Annotated in this window: 18 protein-coding genes, 4 pseudogenes and 1 other annotated feature; of the genes and pseudogenes, 11 read left to right on the forward strand and 11 right to left on the reverse strand. The window is 50.0% G+C overall.

All coding sequences use genetic code 11. The features are described from left to right. Positions 1–415: 415 nt before the first annotated feature. Positions 416–1,629, reverse strand: a protein-coding gene (locus tag QUE34_RS06625; protein ID WP_428830039.1) for an IS3 family transposase whose coding sequence is annotated in 2 segments (ribosomal slippage) — positions 416–1,341 and positions 1,341–1,629 — 1,215 coding nt in all. Because the reading frame shifts where the segments join, the coding sequence is not laid out codon by codon here. Next, positions 1,232–1,348 (reverse strand) — a sequence feature (AL1L pseudoknot). It overlaps the preceding gene by 117 nt. 130 nt (positions 1,630–1,759) lie before the next feature. Between QUE34_RS06625 and QUE34_RS06630 the strand changes: the two are divergent. Next, positions 1,760–2,020, forward strand: a pseudogene (locus QUE34_RS06630) (transposase); the annotation flags it as partial. A 49-nt stretch (positions 2,021–2,069) separates the two neighbouring features. Next, positions 2,070–2,309, forward strand: a pseudogene (locus tag QUE34_RS06635) (autotransporter outer membrane beta-barrel domain-containing protein); the annotation flags it as partial. 47 nt (positions 2,310–2,356) lie between these two features. On the opposite strand, the gene ureG reads toward QUE34_RS06635, so the two are convergent. The 7 genes from ureG to QUE34_RS06670 all read right to left on the reverse strand — a co-directional run bounded on the left by ureG (position 2,357) and on the right by QUE34_RS06670 (position 7,251). Further along, complete coding sequence (gene ureG / locus QUE34_RS06640) at positions 2,357–2,974, reverse strand: urease accessory protein UreG (protein ID WP_001021388.1); 618 nt, start codon at positions 2,972–2,974, stop codon at positions 2,357–2,359. An 11-nt stretch (positions 2,975–2,985) separates the two neighbouring features. Beyond that, a complete protein-coding gene (locus tag QUE34_RS06645; protein WP_001142971.1) occupies positions 2,986–3,660 on the reverse strand; it encodes an urease accessory protein UreF in 675 nt (224 codons plus the stop codon). Beyond that, positions 3,661–4,125 (reverse strand): urease accessory protein UreE, encoded by a 465-nt coding sequence (ureE, locus tag QUE34_RS06650; protein ID WP_000966485.1) that lies wholly within the window; start codon positions 4,123–4,125, stop codon positions 3,661–3,663. It lies immediately after the preceding gene. A gap of 9 nt (positions 4,126–4,134) precedes the next feature. Beyond that, positions 4,135–5,838 (reverse strand): urease subunit alpha, encoded by a 1,704-nt coding sequence (gene ureC, locus QUE34_RS06655; RefSeq protein ID WP_000065682.1) that lies wholly within the window; start codon positions 5,836–5,838, stop codon positions 4,135–4,137. Continuing rightward, complete coding sequence (locus tag QUE34_RS06660; RefSeq protein ID WP_000612150.1) at positions 5,831–6,151, reverse strand: urease subunit beta; 321 nt, start codon at positions 6,149–6,151, stop codon at positions 5,831–5,833. Before QUE34_RS06660 ends, ureC begins: the two co-directional genes overlap by 8 nt. An 8-nt stretch (positions 6,152–6,159) precedes the next feature. After that, positions 6,160–6,462, reverse strand: coding sequence for an urease subunit gamma (locus QUE34_RS06665; RefSeq protein ID WP_000424145.1), 303 nt, complete (start codon positions 6,460–6,462; stop codon positions 6,160–6,162). A gap of 90 nt (positions 6,463–6,552) precedes the next feature. Beyond that, on the reverse strand, positions 6,553–7,251 hold the full coding sequence (locus QUE34_RS06670; RefSeq protein ID WP_042352357.1) for an urease accessory protein UreD: 699 nt from the start codon (positions 7,249–7,251) through the stop codon (positions 6,553–6,555). A 380-nt stretch (positions 7,252–7,631) separates the two neighbouring features. Between QUE34_RS06670 and QUE34_RS06675 the strand changes: the two genes are divergently transcribed. Then, the gene (locus QUE34_RS06675) at positions 7,632–7,907 is read left to right on the forward strand and encodes a hypothetical protein (protein ID WP_000134927.1); all 276 of its coding nucleotides are present in this window, start codon (positions 7,632–7,634) and stop codon (positions 7,905–7,907) included. Positions 7,908–8,131: 224 nt separating this feature from the next. Continuing rightward, the gene (locus tag QUE34_RS06680) at positions 8,132–9,751 is read left to right on the forward strand and encodes a phosphoethanolamine transferase (protein WP_000591997.1); all 1,620 of its coding nucleotides are present in this window, start codon (positions 8,132–8,134) and stop codon (positions 9,749–9,751) included. Positions 9,752–9,843: 92 nt separating this feature from the next. Here the strand turns inward: QUE34_RS06680 and QUE34_RS06685 are convergent, their stop codons facing one another. Further along, a complete protein-coding gene (locus QUE34_RS06685; protein ID WP_000024297.1) occupies positions 9,844–10,203 on the reverse strand; it encodes a diacylglycerol kinase in 360 nt (119 codons plus the stop codon). Between the two features lie 413 nt (positions 10,204–10,616). Then, positions 10,617–10,832 (reverse strand): annotated as a pseudogene (locus QUE34_RS06690) (integrase core domain-containing protein); the annotation flags it as partial. A gap of 86 nt (positions 10,833–10,918) precedes the next feature. Here QUE34_RS06690 and tnpA point away from each other — a divergent pair. Then, the gene (gene tnpA / locus QUE34_RS06695; protein ID WP_000422760.1) at positions 10,919–11,344 is read left to right on the forward strand and encodes an IS66-like element accessory protein TnpA; all 426 of its coding nucleotides are present in this window, start codon (positions 10,919–10,921) and stop codon (positions 11,342–11,344) included. Then, positions 11,341–11,415 (forward strand): annotated as a pseudogene (locus QUE34_RS06700) (IS66 family insertion sequence element accessory protein TnpB); the annotation flags it as partial. The gene tnpA and the pseudogene QUE34_RS06700, both read left to right, overlap by 4 nt. A 228-nt stretch (positions 11,416–11,643) precedes the next feature. Here QUE34_RS06700 and QUE34_RS06705 read toward each other — a convergent pair. Continuing rightward, the gene (locus QUE34_RS06705) at positions 11,644–11,826 is read right to left on the reverse strand and encodes a hypothetical protein (RefSeq protein ID WP_000282125.1); all 183 of its coding nucleotides are present in this window, start codon (positions 11,824–11,826) and stop codon (positions 11,644–11,646) included. Positions 11,827–12,154: 328 nt separating this feature from the next. Between QUE34_RS06705 and QUE34_RS06710 the strand changes: the two genes are divergently transcribed. From QUE34_RS06710 to QUE34_RS06730, 5 genes are all read left to right on the forward strand, one after another. After that, positions 12,155–13,027: a GTPase family protein gene (locus QUE34_RS06710; RefSeq protein WP_001069768.1), complete on the forward strand. Its 873-nt coding sequence runs from the start codon at positions 12,155–12,157 to the stop codon at positions 13,025–13,027. Positions 13,028–13,398: 371 nt separating this feature from the next. Next, positions 13,399–16,248, forward strand: coding sequence for a calcium-binding autotransporter Cah (gene cah / locus QUE34_RS06715; protein WP_000820483.1), 2,850 nt, complete (start codon positions 13,399–13,401; stop codon positions 16,246–16,248). Positions 16,249–16,358: 110 nt separating this feature from the next. Continuing rightward, positions 16,359–18,743 carry a dynamin family protein gene (locus QUE34_RS06720; protein ID WP_000544679.1) on the forward strand — a complete coding sequence of 795 codons (2,385 nt, stop codon included), beginning with the start codon at positions 16,359–16,361 and terminating at the stop codon, positions 18,741–18,743. Then, on the forward strand, positions 18,740–19,645 hold the full coding sequence (locus tag QUE34_RS06725; protein WP_000203541.1) for a diguanylate cyclase regulator RdcB family protein: 906 nt from the start codon (positions 18,740–18,742) through the stop codon (positions 19,643–19,645). Before QUE34_RS06720 ends, QUE34_RS06725 begins: the two co-directional genes overlap by 4 nt. Next, positions 19,642–20,712, forward strand: a complete 1,071-nt coding sequence (locus QUE34_RS06730) for a patatin-like phospholipase family protein (protein ID WP_000102669.1) — start codon at positions 19,642–19,644, stop codon at positions 20,710–20,712. The genes QUE34_RS06725 and QUE34_RS06730 overlap by 4 nt, the downstream gene beginning before the upstream one ends. Positions 20,713–21,033: the final 321 nt, after the last annotated feature.

Here is a 21,033-nt window from a genome sequence, read left to right on the forward strand (position 1 = left end):
TGCTGTTGAATCGTCAAACATTGCAACTTTCAATGACTGAAATCAAAAATTGCTATTTTTTAAGCTAACCAACTGTATTAAAAGCATTCAGTGGAATAATTTTCTGCACTTTTCCAGTAATTATGGTTATAAATTTTGTAATGTGCTGTTTTTGCGATATTTGTCAGAATAAAGAACTGTTCATTTGTGTTATATCGATCGATAAATCTGTCATGTTGCTGTAGTTCAGATCATTATTCTATAATGATCAAAATTAAGTCAATTCTAGCTGGTTTGTTACTCAGCATTCTGGTACCGGTTGATGCGGGTAAATACCGGAAGGGCGGTAGCGTGCCATCGCAAAACATGGTGGGAGGTATCGTCAGGAGGCTGGTGAACCGCCCCGGTTTTCCTGGAGAGTGTTTTATCTGTGAACTCAGGCTGCCAGATCATCGTTTCTGATGGAAGCATAATAAGCTTTTTCTGCTTCTGCCGGAGGGATATGACCCAGCCTTCCCAGCAATCGTCGATTGTTATACCAGTCCACCCACGTGAGTGTGGCCAGTTCCACTTCTGCACGGTTTTTCCAGCTCTTACGGTGTATTACCTCCGCTTTGTAAAGACCATTGATGCTCTCCGCCATCGCGTTGTCATACGAGTCACCTGTACTCCCTGTTGATGCCAGCAGTTTTGCTTCTTTTAGTCGCTCCGTATAGGCCAGTGATATATACTGAGAACCTTTATCACTGTGATGGACTGTGCCGGACGGCCGACGGGCCCACAACGCCTGCTCCAGTGCATCCAGCACGAATGTCGTTTCCATAGACGATGAGACTCGCCACCCCACGATACATCCGGCAAACACATCAATGATGAACGCCACATAGACGAAGCCCTGCCATGTGCTGACGTAAGTAAAATCAGCCACCCACAGCTGGTCAGGACGTTCTGCCACGAACTGACGGTTTACGCGGTCGCCTGCGGAAACGGCTTTCCGGCTGACGGTAGTACGGACCTTTTTACCCCGGAGAACACCGGCAAGTCCCATAACCGCCATGAGGCGCGCCACTGTACATCTGGCCACCCTGATACCTTCGCGTAACAACTGGCGCCAGACTTTACGCACACCGTACACCTGATGATTTTCATCGTATACGCGCTGTATCTCTCTCTTCAGCCAGTCATCGCGCTGAGCACGGGCACTGCGTTTATCAGGATGATGTCGCTGTTGCTGACAGTGGTAATACGTTGACGGGGCAATATGCAGCTCACTGCATACCGGTCCGACCCCGTACTGCTCACGCAGCTTATCCAGCAGTGGCATTATTTTTTCCAGAGGCGGTCGAACTCCGCCTTCGCAAAATAAGCGGAAGCCTGGCGAAGGATATCGTTACTGCGGCGCAGTTCACGATTTTCACGTTCCAGCTCTTTCAGACGCTGACGTTCAGCGGTGGTGAGTCCACCATCACCGCCCCCGGTATCCCGCTCATGCTGACGAACCCACACACGCAGAGTCTCTGGTGTACAGCCAATCTTTGGGGCAATGGAACAAATTGCCGCCCATTGTGAGTCATATTCGCCCTGACTTTCCAGAACCATACGGACTGCCCGTTGACGGACCTCGGGGGAAAAACGTGTATTTTTAGTCATCCTGTTTACCTCTTTCTCAGGGAGTTTAGTCTCCAGGATTCCCGGGGCGGTTCAATGAGTGAAACCTGAGGTAGCCTGAGTTTAACGGACACTCCTTCCTGAAATAGAATGGCATCAGAAGGAGCTAATAATGAGCAGAAAAACCCAACGTTACTCTAAAGAGTTCAAAGCCGAAGCTGTCAGAACGGTTCTTGAAAATCAACTTTCGATCAGTGAAGGCGCTTCCCGATTATCTCTTCCTGAAGGCACTTTAGGACAATGGGTTACCGCCGCCAGAAAAGGGCTCGGTACTCCTGGTTCCCGCACGGTGGCTGAACTGGAATCTGAAATTCTGCAACTGCGTAAGGCGTTAAATGAAGCTCGCCTTGAGCGAGATATATTAAAAAAAGCAGCTGTAGATTCAATCTGTCAATGCAACACCCCTTTCAATTATCTCTTTCACTGCCCGCGACGGTATCGGTTATCAGTTTGACCTGCTGGCTAACGGTGAAACCGTACTGCGTGATGCATCCGGCGAAAAACGCATCAAGGGTGAAAAAGACGGTCGTATGCTCATGAATGTTGGCCTGAATGCGGAAATTCGCGACAACATCCGCTTCGGTCTGGAGTTTGAAAAATCGGCATCTGGTAAGTACAACGTGGATAACGCGGTGAACGCCAACTTCCGTTATTCCTTCTGATAAAAACAAGGGGCCGCCTGCCGGCCCTGATACAGAGGATGTTGTGATTACTTACCCAGCATGCCCTGCTCTTCGATAAAGGCGATGATGTTTTGCAGACCTTCACCACTTTTCAGGTTAGTGAACCCCCATGGGCGTTCTCCGCGCATACGTAAAGTATCACGCTCCATTACCTCGAGGGAGGCGCCCACGTATGGTGCAAGGTCAGTTTTATTGATCACGAGGAAGTCGGATTTGGTGATCCCCGGACCGCCTTTACGCGGGATCTTTTCTCCTTCTGCCACATCTATGACATATATGGTAAGGTCCGCCAGTTCGGGGCTGAAGGTCGCACTCAGGTTGTCGCCGCCGCTTTCCACAAAGATCAGATCGAGATTACCAAATTTCTCACTCAGTGCTTCCACGGCTGCCAGATTCATTGATGCGTCTTCACGAATGGCTGTATGAGGGCAGCCCCCCGTTTCGACACCGACAATGCGTTCCGCTTCCAGTGCTCCGGCCTCAGTGAGAATGCGTTGATCTTCTCTGGTGTAGATGTCGTTGGTGACTACGGCTAATTGCCAGGTGTCACGCATGGATTTGCAGAGGGCTTCCAGAAGCGCGGTTTTACCTGAGCCGACCGGACCGCCGACGCCGACACGCAGCGGTTGCTTGATTATGTTCATTTTATTTTCTCCTAAGAACGGAATAATCGGGAATACTGGGTTTCATGTCGCGCGGAAGCGATAGATGCAAGTGGCGTTGCTGAACCAATTGCGTGATCCGGGGTTGCAAGGGCACTGTCCATGTTCGCCGCATAGCGGGCACACAGGCGCATAATTAACTGCTGGGCAGCCAGCTGGCCGTAGGGTACCAGCCTGACGCCCGCCATCACTGCGCTTTCAATCCAGCTGTAGCCAAGGCTCAGGGCCAGGTCTGAAACGGATATTTGCCAGCGTACGCCGAGCCATGCCATACCGGTTAACTGGCTTTGCTGGCATAGTTTGCGCCATTCGGCCGGGCAGTCGGGCTGCCAGTCGACCAGAAGTCTGGTGAAGGCTGCACCGCGGTTACGTTCTTCATCGCGTAGCTCACGGGTTTCCCTGCAGGCCAGCAGATAAGCGGTCCAGCGCCCGGCACTGTCAGGATCGCCCGCTTCACAGGCCCGGTATAGCCGGGCAAGCAGTGGCAGGTCGACGGCAAAAAAACTCTGTTCCATCTGCAACTGCTGCCAGTGTTCAAAGGCGGCGCTATCTTCTACCCAGCCTGCTTCCACTGCCCACTCCAGTCCCTGGGACCAGCTGTAGCCTCCAACAGGGAGGCTGTTACTGGCAAGCTGCATCAGCCGCAGACGTTTTTCCGGAGTCGGCATTCAGTGGCTGTGCTCCTGATCGTGATTATGGGCGTGCGACTTGCTGGCGTAAGCGCCGGCTTCCGGCTCAAACGGAAGATGTGCAAAATCAACATCCAGCCCAAACTGGCGCAGCATATCATCGAGGACGTGATCGTGATGGTAGCGCAGCTCTCCGGGCATTATTTGCAGCGGAACGTGGCGATTGCCGAGATGCCAGCAGGCTTTCGCGAGCATAAAAGGATCTGCGCAGCGCACTACAGAAACGGCTTCATCAGCGGCGATCACCTTAATGAATTCATCACCGTTTTCGTTACTGAGAATATCACCATCGCGCAGCAGCAGACCGCGTGGCAGCAACAGTCCAGCCTGACGTCCATCGTTAAGGGTGACTTTAATACGGCTTTTTACCCGCATGTCAACAGGGAGGGTAACGCTGGCAGTTGTCTGAGCCGGGGTCTCCACCCGCCGGGTCAAATAAAGCATTTGTGCTCCTTAAAACAGGAAATAACGTTGCGCCATTGGCAGAATGTCCGCCGGTTCACTGGTTATCAGTTCGCCGTTGATACGCACTTCGTAGGTTTGTGAATCCACGGTTATATCAGGCAACAGGCTGTTGTGGCGCATATCGGCTTTTTGTACTGTGCGGCAGCCTTTTACCACAGCAGTTGTGCTGTGCAGGTTAAGCTGTTCAGCGACGCCATTTGCTGCTGCTGCCTGCGACAGGAAAGTCACACGACAGCGGTGACGGGCACTGCCCAATGCAGCGAACATTGGGCGATAGTGCACCGGCTGCGGTGTGGGGATAGAGCCGTTGATATCACCCATCGGCGCCATGGCTATCATTCCGCCTTTGACGATAGTCGCCGGTTTTACGCCAAAGAACGCCGGGGACCAGAGCACCAGATCCGCCAGTTTTCCCACTTCAATCGAGCCGACTTCATGAGCAATACCGTGGGTTAATGCCGGATTAATGGTGTATTTAGCGATATAGCGCTTCACGCGGACGTTGTCGTTATCACCACTTTCTTCCGGTAACGGGCCGCGCTGAACTTTCATCCGGTGTGCCACCTGCCAGGTTCGTAACACTACTTCTCCGACGCGTCCCATGGCCTGCGAATCGGACGAGGTGAGGGAGAACGCGCCAAGGTCGTGCAGGACGTCTTCCGCGGCAATGGTTTCCTGGCGAATGCGCGATTCGGCAAAGGCTACGTCCTCGGCGATATCCGGGTCAAGATGATGGCAAACCATCAGCATGTCCAGATGCTCATCAATAGTGTTGACGGTATAGGGTAGCGTCGGATTGGTTGAGGAAGGCAGAATATTGGGGTGCGCGCAGGCGGTGATAATATCCGGAGCATGACCACCACCTGCACCTTCTGTATGGAAGGTATGGATAGTGCGCCCGCCGATGGCAGTCAGAGTATCCTCAACGAATCCTGATTCGTTAAGCGTATCACTGTGTAGCGCAACCTGAACGTCCATTTCGTCGGCTACAGTCAGTGCGCAGTTGATTACCGCAGGTGTAGCTCCCCAGTCTTCGTGAATTTTGAGGCCGATAACCCCGGCCGCGACCTGCTCACGAAGCGCATCCGGATTGGAGCAATTGCCTTTACCCAGCAACCCGATATTGACCGGCAGGCTGTCTGCAGCCTGCAGCATTTGATAAATGTACCATGGTCCTGGGGTACAGGTTGTGGCGTTAGAACCCGCTGTCGGGCCAGTACCGCCACCGATCATGGTGGTAATGCCGGATGTCAGCGCTTCTTCAGCCTGCTGTGGGCAGATCCAGTGAATATGCGTATCGACGCCACCTGCGGTAACGATCCTGCCTTCTGCGGCAATAATTTCCGTGGATACGCCGATTGGGATAGTGACGTTGGGTTGTATATCAGGATTACCGGCTTTGCCGATAGCAAATATCCTTCCATCTTTGACGCCGATATCGGCTTTAACGATCCCCCAGTAATCGATGATCAGGGCATTGGTCAGCACCAGATCAGCGCAGCCGGCGGAGAGCATTTGCCCCTGTCCCATACCGTCGCGGATTACTTTACCGCCGCCGAATTTGACCTCTTCGCCGTAGGTAGTTAAATCATCTTCGACCTCGATCCACAGCTCAGTGTCTGCCAGACGAATTTTATCACCGGTGGTAGGGCCGAACATGTCAGCATAGGCCTGGCGTGAAATATTACTCATCATTTGCCTCCAGCTCACCCATTATATCTCCGCGGAAACCGTGCACGATACGGGCACCGCTCAGCGCCACCAGTTCAACCTCACGCTTTTGGCCTGGTTCGAAGCGCACTGCAGTTCCGGCGGCGATATTGAGACGATAGCCTCTTGCCTTCTGGCGATCGAACTTCAGTGCCGGGTTAACCTCCGCGAAGTGATAATGGGAACCGACCTGAATTGGTCGGTCTCCGTGATTTTCAACGATAATACTGCAGGTAGCCCGGCCGATGTTAAGCTCTATATAGCCAGGTTTAACCTTATATTCTCCAGGGATCATCTGTTACCTCAGATTATCGGATTATGGACGGTAACCAGCTTGGAGCCGTCCGGAAAGGTGGCTTCGACCTGGATATCGGGGATCATTTCTGGTATGCCTTCCATGACCTGCTCGCGACTCAGGACATGCCGTCCTTCTTCCATCAGCGCAGCGACGCTTTTGCCGTCGCGAGCGCCCTCCATTATAAAAGCGCTAATCAGGGCCACGGATTCGGGATAGTTAAGTTTCAGGCCGCGGGCCAGACGACGCTCTGCCAGCAGTGCAGCGGTAAACAGTAATAGTTTGTCTTTTTCTCTTGGAGTCAGTTCCATAGCGTTCTCTTAAGTCAGCCAGATCCGGGGAAGTACCGGTGATTTGTCAGTCAGTTGCGGCCGCATAAATTGCCAGATATCACGCATTACCTACTGGCAACGCAGATTATCATCACTTAAAAAGCGAACTGTCAGTAGACCATCGGTGAGCGTGGCTCCGGCGTAGTTTTCCAGTGGTGTGAGTTTTTCGCGTATGTCTTCCAGTTGCGTTTCATTCCCCAGGTAGAACAGCATCGTTCCCACCCATGGTTTCCGGGCAACGCAGGTAAGTTCTCCATTGGCCACGTGCAGACGCTCAATCAACAGCGGAGAACCGTCGACCCATATCTCCAGACGGTTAGCGAGTGTTCCGTGGCTGAAGGTTTCTCCGATGACCGGACGTCCAAGGCACAGAAGATCCCAGGCCAGCAGTGTACTGGAGGACGACAGATGAAACACGGTATGCAACGTGGCGTGAGCGCCGGGAAAAAAAATCGAATCCTGTGGCAACCACTCCAGCGTTGCGTTATTGCACAGCGTCAGGTTTTGCTGAAGGTGCGCCTGCGCGCCGCTGCTGCGGTAAAATTTACTGGCACCAGGCATGGTGATCAGCGTATGGCAATCAGAGTCAATTATTGCGTTGATGATGAGTTCGTCACCGCCGACGATACCACCGGGTGGATGAAGCAGACAGAGGTGGCAGGTTTCTTCTTCGGGATAAAAAGGACGCTGAACAGTGAGCGGACCGACATGATGACGGGTGGTGAGCGTGGTTTTCCCGTGCAGACGCTGAAAACGGAGATCCAGCATGGCCTGCCAGCCTTTTTTATTTTGTGGTAACGCGGTACTGAGCAATCTTACGCCCCTGATAAATAAAGATAAAACGACAGTAAAGAGCCGGATTTCCTTGTTATATAAAAGATGATGCCTTTCCAGTGAGTTTTCGTCTGAATAATACGAATGTTTGTTTTCGTCATGAAGCGTTCCGGCTCCCGGGGCTATACATCGCCAGAAAAGCAATGCATATTGTCGGGATTATCCAGAGAATCAGGCAGAAAGATCCGACAATGGGCTGTGATTATGCCATCTGGCTCAGAATGATATCAAGGTGTTATGGGGATAACTTGCTGATACAATAGCAGTATGACAGATTCATTAATGCGGAAACTGCTCACTGAAACAGAGTGTTCATGACTGAGCACTGGTCGGGTCATGCAGATGATAATTTCCCCTTTTCTTGGGGAAGCGACAGTATTTTCATGCATGCCTGTCTTCAGTCATACGGGGAGAGCATCTGTGATACAGTCCATACATTTGTTGCGGACGTCGCTCCTGAGTCACTGACTGGTCTGCAAACAGTTTATCTGTACACGGCAGGGCTTCTGTGTGATATCGTTTTTCATATCGAGGGGGGGCCTCCAGAGATGAATGGAATAATAATATTTCCTGATGATATAATACCTTAGAGAATTTCTGTGTATGCTATTGTGAACATATTTTTTATTAAAAAGATGTTAGTGGTGTTGTAAAATAAAAGAATCAGTAACTATAAACGCCTTTATTGACATAAAGTTTTGATGATGAAGTTGAAGTTTGACCTGGTATAAATCAGTATTCACTTTACCAGGTTTTATAAAAATATATCACTTTTAGATACGGACAATTATAGGCTCTAATTAATGGGGGTAAGATGATTAAAAAAATCAGTATTAATTTTCTTTTCTTGATGTTAATGATAGATGTTGTTTTTGCCACATTGTTCAATATCCCTGTCTGGATGCATCTGTTTAATATTATTAATAACCTTGATGGTGTGAAACTTGGATTTATTATATCTCTTCCAGTCTTTCTGATATCTGCATTAAATTTTGTTTTTACACCGTTCTCATTCAGGTATATATTTAAACCTTTTTTTTGTATTCTGTTTATCTGTAGTTCCATTGTTACATATGCCACCATGAAATATGGTGTGCAGTTTGATAAAACAATGATGCAGAATATTTTTGAAACAAATGCAGGTGAAATGACATCATATTTCAATATGTCTGTTGTACTGTGGTTTTTATTTACGGGTATACTTCCATGTGGACTATTGTTGTTAGTAAATATCCGTTATCCTGAGACATGGATAAAGGGTATTACATATCGTTTAATATCAATGTTTGCATCTCTCTTGATTATATTTGCGATTGCGTTTTTCTTTTATAAGGATTATGCATCAGTTGGCAGAAACAACTCTTCATTAAATAAAGAAATAATACCTACTAATTATATCTATAGTGGGTTTAAATATGTAAGGGATTTTTTTGTTTCTCCTGGCGAGTTTCGTCAGACTGGAACGGATGCATCCCGCACAATAAATGAAAAACAAAAGCCGGTAATTATGTTTTTAGTTGTCGGGGAGACAGCAAGAAGTCAAAACTATGCTCTGAATGGATATTCTCGTGGTACCAATGATTTTACAAAGAAATATAATGAACTTATATCCTTTCATAATGTGCAGTCGTGTGGCACATCCACAGCCATATCTGTTCCATGCATGTTTTCAGATATGAAGCGAAAAGAGTTCAATTCCCGCAAAGCGGTAAATTCGGAAAATGTACTGGATATTCTGTACAGAACGGGGGTAAATTTACTCTGGATTGAAAATGACGGGGGATGTAAAGGTGTATGTAAGCGAATCCCTACAATTAATATTGAGCCATCAAATTCAGATAATACATTATGCAAGAAAAACTCATGTTATGATGAGGTTATGCTAAAAAATATTGATGAGTATATAAATAATAACTCAGAGGATAAACTTATCGTATTTCATTTGATGGGTAGTCATGGTCCTACCTACTATCTCCGTTATCCTGAGTCACATAAATATTTTAAACCAACATGTGATCGTAGTGATATCGAAAATTGTACGCATGAGCAATTGATTAATACCTATGATAATACAATTCGCTATACTGATTATATAATATCAAAATTAATTGACAAGCTTATCGAATATAAAGATGAGTATGATACTGTTTTATTATATGTCTCTGACCATGGAGAATCTCTGGGAGAAAATGGATTATACTTACATGGAACACCATATAATGTTGCTCCAGCTGAGCAAACGCATGTGCCTCTTATTACCTGGATGTCTCCGGGGTTCGTTTCCTCTAAAAAAATTGATTTGAATTGTTTGTCAGAACATGCTCTAAACAGAACAGTAAGTCATGATAATATATTTTCATCGTTACTGGGGTTATGGAATGTAAATACTTCAGTTTATAATAAAGAAGATGATATTATATCCTCCTGCAGATAGATACTGACATTTTTCTGAGGATAAGAGGTGAATACCTCTTATCCTTAAGTAAATATTAACCAGGTAACTGTGAATAATTTAGATGTTGGGCGTTATGAAAGTAATAAAACTCCCCATATAATGATAGCAACTAAAATCGTAATCAACACTGCGGCTGAACCCATATCTTTTGCTCTGCCTGATAATTCGTGATGTTCTGAACCAATTCTGTCAACAACTGCTTCAATTGCACTGTTAATTATTTCAACAATAATTACCATCATTGCCGAACCAATGAGTAATACTCGAGTAACAGAGTCAACATCCAGCCAAAAGGATATTATCAGTGCTGACAGAACCAGAATGCACTCCTGACGAAAGGCTGCTTCATAGCGCCATGCCGCACATAAGCCTTTCCATGAATAACCCGCTGCTTTAATAATTCTGGTAACACCAGTGGTCGTATTAGCCATAAATACCTCTTATTTAATTATATGTCTGAATATGCATTATAAAATATCAGTTAACATTAACAGGATTTTGTAATAAGCCACATTTATTCTTTCGGGAATTAAAAAACATAACGAAATTTTGCCTCATTCTGCATTTCATTGAAATAGTATGTTTCTCATCGAAAGCAAGTTTGTCAATATAAATTTGTAACAGAAATGACTTTCCGGGGATAAACAAAACTGTTCATGGCAATGGCTTTCTCTGTCGCCAACATGGATACATTGTTCCGGATAAAGCACTGATGTCATTGACTGACGCAGACTATCAGGCCATCTGATGCTTTCTTTTCCTTCACCGGTATTGATGATATGCCTTATGAAGGGGGACTTATTGAACCGCCCCGGTTTTCCTGGAGAGTGTTTTATCTGTGAACTCAGGCTGCCAGATCATCGTTTCTGATGGAAGCATAATAAGCTTTTTCTGCTTCTGCCGGAGGGATATGACCCAGCCTTCCCAGCAATCGTCGATTGTTATACCAGTCCACCCACGTGAGTGTGGCCAGTTCCACTTCTGCACGGTTTTTCCAGCTCTTACGGTGTATTACCTCCGCTTTGTAAAGACCATTGATGCTCTCCGCCATCGAGTTGTCAGTAAGCGTAAACTGACCGCCGTATGTAGCCATCAGACGAAAATTGGTAACTTAGACGCCCATCTGATATAGACGGACATCTAAGTATGGAATTACAGGACTGGCGAAAAGAACCTCGTAAAAACTATTCGAATGAATTCAAACTTCGTATGGTGGAACTGGCATCACAACCAGGAGCCTCTGTTGCCCGTATTGCCCGGGAACACGATATCAATGATAACCTCCTGTTCAAATGGCTCAGGCTCTGGCAGAACGAAGGGCGTATATCACGGCGTCTTCAGGTAACGACCTCTTCTGACACTGGCGTTGAATTATTACCTGTAGAAATAACGCCGGATGAGCAGAAAGAACCGGTGGCGGCCATTGCGCCGTCTTTATCCACTTCCACTCAGACCAGTGTCAGTGCCGGCTCCTGCAAGGTGGAGTTCCGTCACGGTAACATGACGCTGGAAAATCCATCGCCAGAGCTGCTCACGCTGTTGATCCGTGAACTGACCGGGAGGGGACGATGATCTCACTCCCGTCAGGTACCCGCATCTGGCTCGTTGCCGACGTTACCGATATGCGTAAATCCTTCAACGGATACGACATATGCTGAAGGAGGAGCAGTAATGGATTAAGTGATAACAAATACCCAGAAATAGAGGTTCAAATCCAGCTTAGTTAGTACATAAATACTATTTTGATGAAAATTATTATATGTTTCCTCAGATTTTAATCAGGCGCCCAGATTAAACCAAGTATTGAGCGCCTGATTATGTTTATTCATTAATATCTGTCATTGATTGTCTTATTATCAGCTACCCCCGTATTAATCAGAGTTTTCATTTATTTTTAATGCATAATCAGATGCCGCCTCATCATTATCCTCAGTATTATCATAGCCGAAAACTTCTCCCGGACACGGGCGTTCACGATAATAGTCATCGTCATAGTTTTCATCGTCAGATAATGATATGTCGTATTCTGAATATGATTCACCACAATTATACATGAAATCATCTCCTTTGGGGGGGGCAATAATTAGTGAGTTTATTCGAAAAAATGATGAGCGCCAGACCAATCCACCCAACTTTTGATTATAATCATGAAGATACTTGTCTCAGTACAAATTGAATCAAACTCAATGCAGCATGATTCACCTTTATATTCTCTCAGGGAAACCAAATACCACTACTCAACTATTAAGAACAAAATTCGGGATGTATGATTATCAGAAGATACCTGCATCCTAAATAATTTCAGACAGATATTATCGTTGTGAATCCCCCGCCACCTTTCCGGTGCGCGGGGTTTTGTCTTTTTTCACCGGGAATACATGTATGAATCCGTCTGATGCCATTGAGGCAATTGAAAAACCGCTCTCCTCCCTGCCTTACTCGCTTTCCCGTCACATCCTGGAACATCTGCGCAAACTCACCAGTCACGAACCCGTGATTGGCATTATGGGTAAAAGCGGGGCCGGTAAATCCTCACTCTGTAATGCACTGTTTCAGGGGGAGGTCACCCCGGTCAGTGATGTTCACGCCGGCACCCGGGAAGTGCGGCGCTTCCGTCTGAGTGGCCATGGTCACAGCATGGTTATCACTGACCTGCCCGGGGTGGGCGAGAGCCGGGACAGGGATGCAGAGTATGAAGCCCTGTACCGTGACATTCTGCCTGAACTGGACTTGGTACTGTGGCTGATTAAAGCCGATGACCGTGCCCTGTCTGTGGATGAGTATTTCTGGCGACACATACTGCACCGGGGACATCAGCAGGTGCTGTTTGTGGTGACGCAGGCCGACAAAACAGAGCCCTGCCATGAATGGGATATGGCAGGTATTCAGCCTTCTCCCGCACAGGAACAGAACATTCGCGAAAAAACAGATGCGGTATTCCGGCTGTTCCGGCCCGTACATCCGGTTGTTGCCGTATCGGCCCGCACCGGCTGGGAACTGGATACGCTGGTCAGTGCGCTCATGACAGCGCTTCCCGACCATGCCGCCAGTCCCCTGATGACCCGCCTGCAGGACGAGCTGTGCACGGAATCTGTCCGGGGGCAGGCCCGTGAACAGTTTACCGGTGCGGTGGACCGGATATTTGACACGGTGGAGAGCGTCTGTGTTGCCTCTGTTGCACGCACAGTTCTGCGTGCCGTCCGTGACACGGTGGTCTCTGTTGCCCGCGCGGTATGGAACTGGATTTTCTTCTGAACAGTCTGCCAGGGGAAATGTCTGATTACATTGCGTTAACCAACTGAAAACATGATACAAACACCTCATGCCCCTCCTGTTTCTCTTGCGTGACTGCTCTACTGTTAATAGAATAAAACGATCGATAAAACAGGTATCGATCGTTTATATCGATCGTTTATAGTGGTTAATGGCCTGCGAAAAGGCAGCTGAATCTCTTCATCATGCAGAACGGAATTGCACACAACAGACTGATACTTCTCTGTCTGATGAAGGGGGAGAGCGTTTACGCCCGGGACGTATCGCTGTGCCCGATAACTCTGTTTTGTACCTGCCGGTATCCACTTTTGTGGGTACCGGCTTTTTTATTCACCCTCTGTAAGGAAAAGCTGATGAAACGACATCTGAACACCAGCTACAGGCTGGTATGGAATCACATTACGGGCACCCTGGTGGTGGCCTCCGAACTGGCCCGCTCACGGGGAAAACGCGCCGGTGTGGCGGTTGCGCTGTCTCTTGCTGCTGTCACATCAGTCCCGGCACTGGCTGCTGACAAGGTTGTACAGGCGGGAGAAACCGTGAACGATGGAACACTGACAAATCATGACAACCAGATTGTCTTCGGTACGGCCAACGGAATGACCATCAGTACCGGGCTGGAACTGGGGCCGGACAGTGAAGAAAACACCGGTGGGCAATGGATACAGAATGGCGGGATAGCCGGAAACACCACTGTCACCACAAATGGTCGTCAGGTCGTGCTGGAGGGGGGAACAGCCAGTGATACGGTTATTCGTGACGGCGGGGGACAGAGCCTGAACGGACTGGCGGTGAACACCACACTGAATAACAGAGGCGAGCAGTGGGTGCATGAGGGCGGGGTTGCCACCGGTACAATTATCAACCGCGACGGTTACCAGAGCGTTAAAAGTGGCGGGCTGGCAACAGGAACCATCATCAACACCGGCGCAGAAGGCGGCCCTGATTCTGACAACTCGTATACGGGTCAGAAGGTCCAGGGAACAGCAGAATCCACCACCATCAACAAAAATGGACGGCAGATTATCTTATTTTCCGGGCTAGCCCGTGACACTCTCATTTACGCAGGTGGTGACCAGTCGGTACACGGAAGGGCCCTGAATACCACACTGAATGGCGGTTACCAGTATGTGCACAGGGACGGACTTGCGCTGAACACGGTAATTAACGAGGGGGGCTGGCAGGTTGTTAAGGCAGGTGGCGCTGCCGGTAACACCACCATAAATCAGAACGGTGAACTGAGGGTACATGCCGGCGGGGAAGCCACTGCAGTCACCCAGAACACGGGCGGTGCACTGGTTACCAGTACTGCTGCAACTGTCATCGGCACAAACCGTCTGGGGAATTTCACGGTGGAAAACGGTAAGGCTGACGGTGTTGTTCTGGAATCCGGCGGTCGTCTGGATGTACTGGAGAGCCATTCAGCACAGAATACCCTAGTGGATGACGGCGGTACCCTGGCAGTGTCTGCCGGCGGTAAGGCGACAAGTGTCACCATAACATCCGGTGGTGCCCTGATTGCAGACAGTGGTGCCACTGTTGAGGGGACCAATGCCAGCGGTAAGTTCAGTATTGATGGCACATCCGGTCAGGCCAGCGGCCTGCTGCTGGAAAATGGCGGCAGCTTTACGGTTAATGCCGGGGGACAGGCTGGCAACACCACTGTCGGACATCGTGGAACACTGACGCTGGCTGCCGGGGGAAGTCTGAGTGGCAGAACACAGCTCAGTAAAGGCGCCAGTATGGTACTGAATGGTGATGTGGTCAGTACCGGCGATATTGTTAACGCAGGGGAGATTCGCTTTGATAATCAGACGACACCGAATGCCGCGCTGAGCCGTGCTGTTGCAAAAAGTAACTCCCCGGTAACGTTCCATAAACTGACCACCACGAACCTCACCGGCCAGGGCGGCACCATCAATATGCGTGTTCGCCTTGATGGCAGCAATGCCTCTGACCAGCTGGTGATTAATGGTGGTCAGGCAACCGGCAAAACCTGGCTTGCGTTTACAAATGTCGGAAACAGCAACCTCGGGGTGGCAACCACCGGACAGGGTATCCGGGTTGTGGATGCACAGAATGGCGCCACCACAGAAGAAGGTGCGTTTGCCCTGAGTCGCCCGCTTCAGGCCGGCGCCTTTAACTACACCCTGAACCGTGACAGCGATGAAGACTGGTACCTGCGCAGTGAAAATGCTTATCGTGCTGAAGTCCCCCTGTATACATCCATGTTGACACAGGCAATGGACTATGACCGGATTCTGGCAGGCTCCCGCAGCCATCAGACCGGTGTAAACGGTGAAAATAACAGCGTCCGTCTCAGCATTCAGGGCGGTCATCTCGGTCACGATAACAACGGCGGTATTGCCCGTGGAGCCACGCCGGAAAGCAGCGGCAGCTATGGCTTCGTCCGTCTGGAGGGTGACCTGCTCAGAACAGAGGTTGCCGGTATGTCTCTGACGACAGGGGTGTATGGTGCTGCAGGCCATTCTTCCGTTGATGTTAAGGATGATGACGGTTCCCGCGCCGGCACGGTCCGGGATGATGCCGGCAGTCTGGGCGGATACCTGAATCTGGTACACACATCCTCCGGCCTGTGGGCTGACATTGTGGCCCAGGGAACCCGTCACAGCATGAAAGCGTCATCGGACAATAACGACTTCCGCGCCCGGGGCTGGGGCTGGCTGGGCTCACTGGAAACCGGTCTGCCCTTCAGTATCACTGACAATCTGATGCTGGAGCCACAACTGCAGTACACCTGGCAGGGACTCTCCCTGGATGACGGCCAGGATAACGCCGGTTATGTGAAGTTCGGGCATGGCAGTGCACAACATGTGCGTGCCGGTTTCCGTCTGGGCAGCCACAACGATATGACCTTTGGTGAAGGCACCTCATCCCGTGACACCCTGCGCGACAGTGCAAAACACAGTGTGAGTGAACTGCCGGTGAACTGGTGGGTACAGCCTTCTGTTATCCGCACCTTCAGCTCCCGGGGTGACATGAGCATGGGGACAGCCGCAGCCGGCAGTAACATGACGTTCTCACCGTCCCGGAATGGCACGTCACTGGACCTGCAGGCCGGACTGGAAGCCCGTATCCGGGAAAATATCACCCTGGGCGTTCAGGCCGGTTATGCCCACAGCGTCAGCGGCAGCAGCGCTGAAGGCTATAACGGTCAGGCTACGCTGAATATGACTTTCTGATTATACGGTATCCCGGAAATACGATTTCAGGAAAATTCATGCAGTAATGGGAAAGGACGCTCATTGCTGTTCACCGCAGTTCTGAATTATTGAATTTATAAAGGTGAATGATGCACGAAAAGAACATCGCCCTGCTTTGTGATGAAGCCGACCGGCTTTTGCAACTGAATATCAATCTGCTCCGGCAAATGGTTGATGAGCCGGATGTGTTATCTGACAGTAAGAACGAAAACGGGCTGCTTTTTGATAAACGGAAAGCGCTGAAAAGAATTGAGGAGCTGGAGGGCGAACAAATCAAAACCGCCCGCAGGGAGATGGTGCTGGCTGTGGTCGGCACGATGAAGGCGGGCAAATCAACCACCATCAACGCCATTGTGGGGCAGGAAATTCTGCCCAACCGTAACCGCCCCATGACCTCGGTACCGACATTGATCCGCCACGTTCCCGGAAAAACGGAACCGGTCCTCCATCTGGAACATATTCAGCCCGTCCGCAATTTATTAATCACACTGCAGGAAAAACTCGCCACCCCGGCAGGGCAGCAAGTCGCACAGTCCCTGCAGCAAACCGGGGATACCCGCGAACTACTGGATATTCTGGCGGATGATGTCTGGCTTAAAAATGAATACCACGGGGAAGACGAAATCTTTACCGGACTGGCATCGTTAAATGACCTGGTTCGTCTTGCTGCGGCAATGGGGACTGAATTTCCTTTTGACGAATACGCAGAAGTGCAGAAACTACCGGTGATCGACGTGGCGTTCAGCCACCTGGTGGGAATGGATGCATGTCAGGGAACACTCACACTGCTGGATACCCCCGGCCCTAATGAAGCCGGACAACCACAGATGGAAATGATGATGCGGGATCAACTACAGAAAGCCTCTGCGGTGCTGGCGGTGATGGATTACACCCAGATGAACTCGAAAGCCGATGAGGAGGTTCGTAAAGAGCTTAATGCCATTGCTGACGTCTCAGCCGGTCGTCTGTTTGTGCTGGTCAATAAATTCGATGAAAAAGATCGCAATGGTGATGGTGCGGATGCCGTACGCCAGAAGGTGCCAGCAATGCTGAACAGCGATGTGCTGCCCGCCTCCCGCGTTTATCCCGGCTCATCACGTCAGGCGTACCTGGCTAACCGTGCGCTTCATGAGTTACGAAAAAACGGTGCGCTTCCGGTTGATGAAGCCTGGGTCGATGATTTTATCAGGGAAGCTTTCGGACCTATGGTGGAAGAGGACGACTGGAAAGACAGCACTAAGGTAAATAAAAAGGCAGAAAAACTCTGGAATATATCTCTGATCGATCAACTGATAACGGAAGTCATACAGAGCTCCCATTCCAGAGCGGCGGCACTGGCGGTTGACTCTGCCGCCGCAAAACTGATGCAGAATGCAGAAAATGTCAGCGAATATCTGTCATTACGTCATCAGGGGCTGCAGCAAAGCATTCAGTCACTACAGGCGCATATTACCAGCCTGCTGGCGGATATCCAGGAGATTGAGGAATGTCAGAATCAGGTGACCGGTGATGTCAGAATGGCCATGGAGGACATCAATACCAAAACCGGGGAATTACTGACGAAGGTCTGTGCCTCACTGGAGGAGGAGCTGAACGACTATTTCAGAAGCGGTAAACGCAAAGAACAGCAAATGCTGGAGGAAGAAAATTCAGCGCAGCCCCGGGAGAGAAACGCATTCGCTTTCTTTCACGATATTTTCGGAACCGGAAATCAGCATGACAGGATGCGGGACTTTGATCCGGACAGCCCCGAAATAAAATTCAGTGATCGCAGGGCAGCCCTTGAACTGATGACGCAAATCGAATCGACCGTGACCAGCCTGCACCGTGAGGCTGAAGCACAGTTCCGGCCTGAGCTGGAGAAAATCGTCAGCGGGATTGAAACAGGTTTTCGTGGCACGGCCCTGTACGCCACAGAAAACATTGCCGGTCGCATCAATGCCCGCCTGGAGGATGAGGGCTTTACCGTAAAAATCAGTTTTCCGGCAGTCAGCCAGTTACAGACCCGGCTCGCGGTAAAAATAAATCTGAGTGCGCTTATGGAGGAAAGAACGGAGACCGTCACCCGTCGCCGTCGGCAGAGTGGCGTATGGGGAACCGTTTGTCGATGGTTTGGCACCAGTGACCTGGGCTGGGAAAACTATGACGAGGATGTGAGTCGCAGCGTGATCAATATCAACAAGGCCAGAGAGGAAGTTATGTCACTGACCCGGGCATATTTCGGGGAGCTGCAGGCATCCATTGAGCAGGATATTAACCAGCCCGTCCGCCAGGAAATCGATGCCTTTTTCTGCGCATTCAGGGAGAAAGTTGAACAACTGCGTAACACGCTGATTCAGAGCTCTGAAGATCATAAACGCGATCAGCAGGCGCAGGAACGGCTTACCGGGCGACTTCAGGCATTAAATGAAAGGGTTCCTGAGCTCATTACTGACAGTAAGGCGCTGAGGGAAGAGCTGGAGACAATGCTGTGACTTCACCATTTATTCAACAAATTGCTGATAACCGGGTATGTCAGGTACTCACCTGTCTTCCTGAAAAATTTGTGGTTGATTTCGCAAACGGAATCGATGTTGCACAGGAGCATATCCGCACGGCCGGAGAGCGCACGTTCTTCCGGCGTTTAAAAGAGGGGCTGACCGGCGAAGGCGCTGCACGGCAGAATGCCATCAATGCGTCGCTTGCACAGGGCGTTGAGGCGTCCCTGCGCTGGCTGACGGAGATGACAACGTCACTTGCCACCACAAACTACGCGATTACCCGGGTAAACGACAGGGTCAGTTCACTGGTCAGTGATACAGCCAGGCTGGCGCATTATTCCGCAGATACGCGGGAGCAGTTACTCACCCTGGCCGATCAGGTTCACCATAAACTGAATCATCTTGAAGAAAAACTCCACCGTGTTGACCAGGTTCAGCGGGCGCAGTTACATCTTGAGCAGATATTCTCATGGTGGAGCGCCGGGCGATATGCGTCATTTTCCCCTGCCGGACGTTGTTATGTGGCACTTGAAGAGCTTCGCTGGGGCGCGTTTGGTGATGTGATACGTCAGGGCGAAACAGGCCAGGTTAACCAGCTACTGGATATTCTCAGACATAAAGCATTAACGCAGATGGCACAGGAGAGTGGCGGTAGTGCAACCGTGCGTCTGAACACTCTGGACTGGCTTGGTGGTCAGGGCCGGGAGCAGGCAGATAACGAGTGGCATGACGCGATTAACTGGCTGGGAGACTGGTGCAGTGAAGAGCAGCATCCGGTGATCTGGTCAACCACGCAGGCTGCAGAACACTTACCGGTTCGCATGCCTCGCCTCTGCTCTGCAGAACGCCTCTCTGAAAGTATGGTCGATGAAATATTTCAGAAGGGGGCTGCATGAGTACAGAAATGAAAACGGGGCTGGTGCTGTCCGGTGGCGGGGCGGTGGGCGCTTATCAGGCGGGAGTGGTTAAGGCACTGGCAGAGTGTGGTACACAGATCAGCATGGTTTCAGGGACCAGCATTGGCGCATTCAATGGTGCCATTATCGCGGCCTCTCCCGATCTGTCAGAAGCTGCCGTACGCCTGGAGGCGCTCTGGGAGCATCTGGGGAATAATCAGGTGCTGTCGGTAAACAGATTGGTTTACTTTTCATTGCTGAAAAAATTGTTCCAGGCAATGAACCTCTGCCAGATCCCCGGACGTGCAGGAGCACTGCTTACGACGCTTCTTCGCCATATATCGACAATCAACGGGTTTGACAATCTGATGGCTCAGCCGTTGTTGTCAGATGAGCCCCTGACAGCGCTGATGGATCATTATCTTGATACTGATGCTCTGGCAGACGGGCTACCGCTGTATGTGTCGCTGTACCCCACAGAAGGGGGCATGCAGGATATTATTGACTGCATTCGTGCTGAACTGGGTGTCGGAACCACGAAAAACGCCGTTTTTCAGCATATCCAGAGCCTGCCCCGCGGACAGCAGAAAGAGGCTCTGCTTGCGTCAGCCGCGCTGCCCCTGCTGTTCCGTCCCCGTGAGGTTCAGGGGACAATGTTCGGTGATGGTGGTATGGGAGGATGGCGAAATATGCAGGGAAATACCCCTGTGACGCCTCTGGTCGATGCCGGATGCAATATGGTGATTGTGACGCATCTGAGTGACGGTTCTTTATGGGATCGCCAGGCTTTTCCGGACACCACAATCCTTGAGATCCGTCCCCGGAAAAGGCTGAAATATGCAGGTGATGGTGGCAACAGCGGCGGTCTGCTCAGTTTTACATCGGCACATACCGACGCCTGGCGTCAGCAGGGCTATGAAGACACGATGCTGGCGATGGAGCATATCCGGAAACCGCTGGCAGCACGTCAGGCACTGACCCGGTCAGAGGCGGTATTGCAGAAAAGCCTGGATATAACGGAAGAGGCAGATTTGGCACTGAGAAACGCGATGGCCCGGATTAAATAAAGACGCCCCAAAGAAACGCCACCGCCTGTGGTGGTGTTTTTCCTGTCTGGTGTTATTGAAAATATTTTCAGATATATATTATCTGGGTGATGGTTAAGATGAATTTATTTAATTTTGGGGGAAGATACAAAAACAACCAGTGAACATATTTCCGGCGGGTTATCCGCAATGCTGAAGGTCAGTTGCACTGGCGATGCCGGAATACAGCTTAATACGTGGTTCGCCAGTGAAGGGCTTCTCAGACAATAAACCTCATTCATTTCACCCATCAGGCCGCGTCTTCTCCGGGAGACGCGGCTTTTTGTGCACAGAAAACCCCCA

This window comes from Escherichia sp. KS167_9B, assembly GCF_030295215.1.
GTDB lineage: Bacteria > Pseudomonadota > Gammaproteobacteria > Enterobacterales > Enterobacteriaceae > Escherichia > Escherichia coli_F.